Annotated in this window: 4 protein-coding genes; 2 read left to right on the top strand and 2 right to left on the bottom strand. The window is 32.0% G+C overall.

The features are described 5' to 3' along the window. Positions 1-31 precede the first annotated feature (31 nt). Positions 32-2452: a replicative DNA helicase gene (gene dnaB, locus AC30RD_RS05695; protein WP_489493373.1), complete on the top strand. Its 2421-nt coding sequence runs from the start codon at positions 32-34 to the stop codon at positions 2450-2452. Positions 2453-2460: 8 nt separating this feature from the next. Continuing rightward, entirely contained in the window at positions 2461-3726 is a 1266-nt protein-coding gene (locus AC30RD_RS05690) for a ComEC/Rec2 family competence protein (RefSeq protein ID WP_489493371.1), read from the top strand. Here the strand turns inward: AC30RD_RS05690 and AC30RD_RS05685 are convergent. Both AC30RD_RS05685 and hemB read right to left on the bottom strand, forming a co-directional pair. Next, complete coding sequence (locus tag AC30RD_RS05685; RefSeq protein WP_489493369.1) at positions 3637-4461, bottom strand: YihY family inner membrane protein; 825 nt, start codon at positions 4459-4461, stop codon at positions 3637-3639. The genes AC30RD_RS05690 and AC30RD_RS05685 overlap by 90 nt on opposite strands. A gap of 31 nt (positions 4462-4492) precedes the next feature. Then, complete coding sequence (gene hemB, locus AC30RD_RS05680) at positions 4493-5470, bottom strand: porphobilinogen synthase (protein ID WP_489493368.1); 978 nt, start codon at positions 5468-5470, stop codon at positions 4493-4495. Between the last annotated feature and the right edge of the window lie 36 nt (positions 5471-5506).

Genomic DNA, 5506 nt, shown 5'->3' with positions numbered 1-5506 from the left:
TATAATAAAATAAAAACTAAAGAGGAAATTCTTGGAAGCGCATTTATACAATCTCAATATAGAAAGGGCGGTGTTAAGCTCTATTATATTTGATCCTTCCCTTTATGAAGATGTTGCGGCTATTTTAAAACCGGAAGATTTTTATCACCCTTTTCATAAAAATATTTTTGCCGCAATGGAAGAGCTTTTTAGAGAAGATGAGCCCATAGATGAAGAGTTTTTAAAAGAGAAGCTTATATTAAAAAAAGAGTTTAACGAAAACGAGTTTTTAGAAATATTAGCCGCAAATCCTCTATCAAATACCGCCGCTTACGTAAAAGAGATAAAAGAAAAAGCCATAAAAAGAGAGCTTGTGCACCTAACAACAGAGATAAAAAAGCTAACGATTGAGCAGGATCTTCCAGCTACGGATGCGATAGACGAGATACAAAGCAAACTTTATAAAATTACTCAAGAAACAAGTGCAAAAGATTTTAAAAGCTCCATAGAGGTTGTAAAAGAGACGTTAAATCATATCTTAAAAATGAAAGAAAAGGGCAACTCCATTTTAGTTGGCTTAGATACCGGTTTTCATGAACTAAACCTAAAAACTGCAGGTTTTAGCCCAGGAGATCTAATAATCATTGCCGCAAGGCCGTCCATGGGAAAATGTTTAGGAAAAGGGACTAAAGTTTTAATGTATGATGGAACTTTAAAAAATGTAGAAGATGTAAAAGTGGGCGATCTTTTAATGGGAGATGATTCAACTCCAAGAAGAGTTTTATCCATAACATCCGGTAGAGAAAAAATGTATTGGATAAAACAAAACAAAGGGATTGATTATAGGGTTAATGAGTCTCATATTCTTTCGTTAAAGAGAAGTCGAAACGAAGGTTCTCATAAGCATGGCGAAATTTTGAATATATCAGTTAAAGAGTATTTACAAAAAAGCGATAAATTTAAAAGCAATTATAAAGGTTATAAAGTAGCGGTTGAATTTGAAGAAAAACCGTTAGAGATTGAGCCCTATTTTTTGGGGATATGGCTTGGCGATGGAAGAAGTGATGATGTTAGAATTACGGTCGATGATGAAGAAATTGTTAATTATCTAAACGAATATGCAAAGACTCTTGGGCTAAAAGTTAATGTTTATAAAAGCGAAAATAAAACGCCAATATATGCAATTACGGGAGAAAAAGGCGGAGGCAATTCACTTCAAAAAAGATTAAGAGATTTAAATTTATTGGGAAATAAACATATACCTCATAAATTTTTAGCAAATTCTACAAAAAAAAGGTTAGAACTTCTTGCGGGATTAATTGATTCGGATGGGTATTATGATGAAAGTAGTGGCGGTTATGAGATAACACAAAAAGATTTAAATTTGGCCAGACAGATAAAATTTTTATGTGATACGTTAGGATTTAGAACATCTTTGGTTGAAAAAGATGTAAATTATAATAAAGAAAAAAGAAAATATTATAGAGTAAGATTTTTTGGAGATGTAGATAAGATCCCTGTAAAGGTAGAAAGAAAAAAGGCAAAAGGGTGGAGTTGTATTAGATCTTGGAATCAAACGGGAATAAAAGTAGAGTTTGATAAAGTAGATGAATATTATGGATTTGAGATAGATGGAAATAGACTATTTTTACTTGAAGATTGCACGGTTACGCACAATACCGCTTTTAGTTTAAATATTGCTCAAAATGTGCTCGATCATAACAAGGGAGTTGCTATTTTTTCTTTGGAGATGCCAGCAGAACAGCTTTTGCTTAGGATGCTTAGCGCAAAAGCCGCAATACCTCTTCAAAGGCTTAGAGTGGGAAATCTAACGGACGCTGAGTGGAGCGAGATTAGCAGAGTTAGCGATTATATGGCTAGTAGAAAACTTTTTATCGATGATGAGGGACTTATAAATATACATCAATTAAGAGCAAAATTAAGAAAATTAAAATCGACCCACCCAGATATCGAACTTGCTATAATAGACTATCTTCAGTTAATGAGCGGCGGGAGCAATAAAGAAAGACATTTAGAAATTAGTGAGATAAGTAGAAGCTTAAAGCTTTTGGCCCGTGAGTTGGAGATACCTATAATTGCGCTTTCTCAGTTAAACAGATCCCTTGAGAGCAGAGTTGATAAAAGACCGATGCTAAGTGATTTGAGAGAGTCGGGGGCTATAGAACAGGATGCCGATGTTATACTTTTTGTGTATAGAGACGATGTATATAAAATCAAAGAGATGAAAGAAAAAGCAAAAGAGGCCGCAAAAGAGGGTAAAAAGATAGATATCCAAATACCCGAAAAAAAGGTTGAAGAGGCAGAGATTATAATAGGTAAGCAAAGAAACGGTCCTACGGGAGTTGTGAAGCTATATTTTCATAAAGATTACGTAAAATTTGCCCAAGAGGCAACAGAGACGATAAGAGAGTATGAGATAAAAGAGACTCATATAGACATACCTCCGGTATAAGGAAAGATTTGGCTCTTTTAAAAGTCCCTCTTTTTATAAATTTTAAAGAGAGATTTTTATTTTTTTCTTTACTTATTTTTATAGCTTTTTTAAATCTCTTTTTCGAATATCAAAATTATAAAAATTTAATATCAAAAAAATATTATGAAACAACAGCCTCGATCTTGCATCAATATAAGAAAAAAAACCGTTATGTCTTAAAATTAAGATCAGCCGAAGGGTTTGTCTTTTATACTACCTCAAAAGAGGATTTAAAAGATTTGACAGGAAGAAGTGTTGAAATACTCTTGATAAAATCCAAATATAAACTAAATTTTTTGGATTTTTTGAAAAATTTTTATTATGTTAGTTATATAAAAAAGGTTTTGCCAAAATTTTCAGTTAAAGAAAAGTTAGCCAAAACTTTTTTTTCAAATCATAAAAATACCAAAATAAAAGAGCTTTACGGAGCCATTTTTTTATCAAAGCCCATCTCAAAAGAGTTAAGAGAGAAACTCTCTTTTTTAGGGATAAGCCATCTTATAGCTATAAGCGGTTTTCATTTTGGGCTAATTTTTATATTTTTATTTTTTATTTTTAAAACTATATATACTCCACTTCAGCAAAAATTTTTCCCATACAGAAACGGCTATTTTGATATTACGATCCTAGTTTTGGTTTTATGTTTATTATATGCGGTTTTTTTAGGCGAGGTGGCATCTGTTTGGAGAGCCTATTTTATGATAATTGTCGGATTTTTTTTATTATATAGGCATATTGAAATTTTTTCTTTTGAGACGCTCTTTTGGGTTGTTTTGTTGATTTTATCCATTTTCCCAAAATTCATTTTTTCAATCGGCTTTTGGTTATCCGTGAGCGGAGTTTTTTATATATATCTTTTTTTACACTATTTTTCCTATCTTAAAAAGTGGCAGATATTTTTACTTTTAAATTTTTGGATATTTATAGCTATGGTGCCGATAGTGCACTATTTTTTTGAAAATTTTTCCTATTATCAACTTTTTTCTCCTTTTATTACTATGGCTTTTACCGTTTTTTATCCTCTCTCGCTGATTTTTCATCTATTTGGTTATGGAGACATTTTTGATAGTTTGATTGAGATTTTGTTATCTTTAGAGTATGAGAGACTCTTTTTTAAAACTCCCTTTTGGTTTTTGATATTTTATATCTTTTTATCTATAGCTTCAATCTATAAAAAGAGGATCTTCTATCTCCTTATATTCGTCTCCTTTATCTTTTTTATTTATAATATAGCAAAGTTTCAAACCGTATAAAAATATTATCCAAGATATATATATCCATAAAAAGAAAAATAAAATTACGCTCGAAGAGCCGTAAATGGTTAGATATGTTTTACTATAAACTACATAATAAACAAATAGCCCTTTGCCTATATACCATATCAAAGAGGCTACAAAGGAAGATATTGCGGCCGATTTTGCTTCAATTTTTGTGTTAGCGGAAATTATATATGTGATAAAAAATAGTCCCCAAATGATTAAATATGGAAAAATCGATAAAAAATTTATCCAATTTGTATATTCAAACTGGTTTAGTAGTTTTTGTATCTGATTTGAGAGATAAAAAGATAGCGCAAGGGCAATGGGACCTAACGTAACAAGTGTCCAATATGTAGTGATAGATTGCCAGATACCTCTTTGTTTTGTTTTAAAAATCTTATTTACGATAAATTCATAATTTTGAAAAAACATCAAAGAGGCAAAAATGACAAATACAAAACCGATAATTCCAAGTTTTTCGCTATTTTGCAAAAAACTCTCAAGATATTTGGTTACGGTTTCTTGATGTGTTGGCATAAGATTTGAAAATATAAACTCCTTTATTTTTTCATAATATTCGTTAAATGAGGGCATTTTGGTAAAAAGGGAAAAAGAGACTAATAGAAGCGGAATAATAGAAAAAATTGTATGAAAACTTAAAGATGAAGCATATAAGGTGATATTTTCGTCGTAAATTTTTTTAAAAAAAATTAAAATTTTTTTATACAAAACGCACCTTTAAGTTGATTTTTTATATGGTTTAACTTTGCTCATTCAATAAACGTGCAACCTCTTTTGCGTGATAACTGATAATTATATCGGCCCCAGCCCTTTTGAAGCTTAGCATAGTCTCCATCATAACTTTTTCATAATCTATCACACCGGCTTTTGCCGCCATTTTAAGCATAGAGTATTCGCCGCTTACGTTATAAACCGCTAAAGGTAGCTTGCTATTTTCTCTAATATCTCTTACTATATCAAGATAGGCTAAAGCCGGTTTTACCATCAAAATGTCCGCTCCCTCAGCCTCATCTTCAAGGCTTTCTAAGATCGCTTCTCTTCTATTTGCGGGATTCATCTGATAACTTCTTCTATCTCCAAAACTTGGTGCTGATTCGGCAACGTCTCTAAAAGGTCCGTAGTAGCTGCTTGCAAATTTTGTTGAATAGCTCATTATGGGAAGATTTACAAACCCTTCATTATCTAAAGCCTCTCTTATTGCGCTAATCATCCCATCCATCATTCCGCTCGGGGCTATCATATCGCTTCCAGATTTTGCGTGGATTATCGCTTGTTCTTTCAAAATTTTTAATGTGGCGTCGTTATCTACCGTTTTTAAAACGGGATCTAAAATACCGCAATGGCCGTGATCTGTATATTCGCAAAAACAAAGATCGGTAACTACAAACATATCTGGATGGGCTTTTTTTATCTCTTTTAAAGTTGAGGCGATTACTCCATGCTCGCATAGCGCGTCACTTCCTATACTATCTTTTACTTCAGGGATGCCAAAAAGTATAATCGCTCTAATTCCAAGCTTTTTTAACTCTTCGCACTCTTTTAATATATAATCGCAGCTCATTTGATAAACGCCCGGCATCGATTCTATCTCTTTTTTATAATTTTCCCCGCTTTTTACAAAAAGAGGATATATAAAATCGTTTACGCTTAAATTCACTTCTTGGACAAGGTCTCTTAAAACCGGATTGATTCTAAGTCTTCTAAATCTTTTGAACATAATTTTTCCTTTCTATTTTCTAACATAACAATTCAA

The organism is Nitrosophilus sp. (assembly GCF_982775275.1).
The sequence above is the reverse complement of the archived record's forward strand: the minus strand, read 5'-3'. Positions and strand labels throughout refer to the sequence as shown.

Bases quoted from the DNA above. Each gene is read 5' to 3' on its own strand.
- hemB (WP_489493368.1), bottom strand. From the start codon at position 5,470: ATGTTCAAAAGATTTAGAAGACTTAGAATCAATCCGGTTTTAAGAGAC.